The sequence below is a fragment of the Moorena sp. SIO3I6 genome (assembly GCF_010672095.1).
On sequence record NZ_JAAHHU010001470.1, the window covers coordinates 1 to 1,243 of the forward strand.

1 protein-coding gene is annotated in these 1,243 nt (G+C 41.7%); it reads left to right on the plus strand.

The window, feature by feature from the left end; genetic code table 11:
- Positions 1-72 precede the first annotated feature (72 nt).
- A complete protein-coding gene (locus F6K49_RS50345) occupies positions 73-651 on the plus strand; it encodes a Uma2 family endonuclease (RefSeq protein WP_293110380.1) in 579 nt (192 codons plus the stop codon).
- Positions 652-1,243: the final 592 nt, after the last annotated feature.

The window sequence follows — 1,243 nt, forward strand, 5'->3', positions numbered from 1 at the left end:
CCTACAAGCTCCCATTAATGCGCGCTACTCGATCCTTTAAATTGATTGTAACCAGAACAAGGAATAGTGAAAATGAAGCAAATAACTCTAGACCTGCGACCACTCCTGAGGTTAACCCATCGGGAATTTGAGAAAATTGCAGCAGCTAACCGGAATTTGCGGTTGGAACTGACTGCTGATGGAGAACTAATTGTTATGCCCCCAACAGGAGGAAATACCGGTAGGCGTAATGCTGATATAACTTACCAACTGCAAGCTTGGAGTCGTCAGACCCAAGTTGGGGAAGTTTTCGACTCCTCCACTGTCTTTCAACTCCCCAATGGAGCAGGACGTTCTCCTGATGCAGCTTGGGTTAGCTCAGACCGATGGAACAGCCTTACTCTTGAGGAACAAGAAACCTTTCCACCTCTATGCCCTGACTTTGTGATTGAATTGCGCTCCAAAACTGATTCTCTGACATCTCTACAGAACAAGATGCTGGAGTATATGGATAATGGCTGTCGCCTCGGTTGGTTGATTAACTATCAAAATCAACAGGTTGAGATATTCCGGTCTGGTCAAGCAAAAGAGATTGTACAATCTCCCCAGATTCTTTCTGGTGAGGAGGTATTACCCGGTTTCCGATTGGATTTGAAGTTGATTTGGAAATAGGGTGACTTAAGGGCGTTTATCGCACTTATGAGATACAGCTTTTTTTGACCATGATTCCCTTTAAATCCTCTTTATTATTGCCTTTTGTCTTTATGTAAGCATTCAGCTGTCAGCTGTCAGCTTTCCGTAACAGAGATTAAACGAATGCTTACCTGTTTTATTCAAAAGCTGTTTCCTTAGCTTGCCGATAGCTGATAACTGATAGCTTACGCCTTAATTTAAAGTCTATTTGGTAAAATTCTGGTAACATTGTAATGTTGATTGGTCTGATTGAGATAACTAGACCGATTTTTTTTACCCTAAATTGCTGTACTCTTTACGAAATCTGCTTTTCCGGCTATTGTCTAACCAGGCGAGCCGTAAAACCTAAGAGCTACGACCTGAACTATTAGTAAATAACAATATCATAGTATAGCATAAGAAACTATAATCAAAACGTTATAGCATTGATCATAGCTATGAGGTACACAGGATTTTTTCCCTACTCCCTACTCCCGACTCCAGCACAACCCATAATGAAAGTACCTCACCCCATTGATAACTGCTATCTATGAACCTTGAAGACGCTCTGGAATTCGCCAATGCCTTAGTG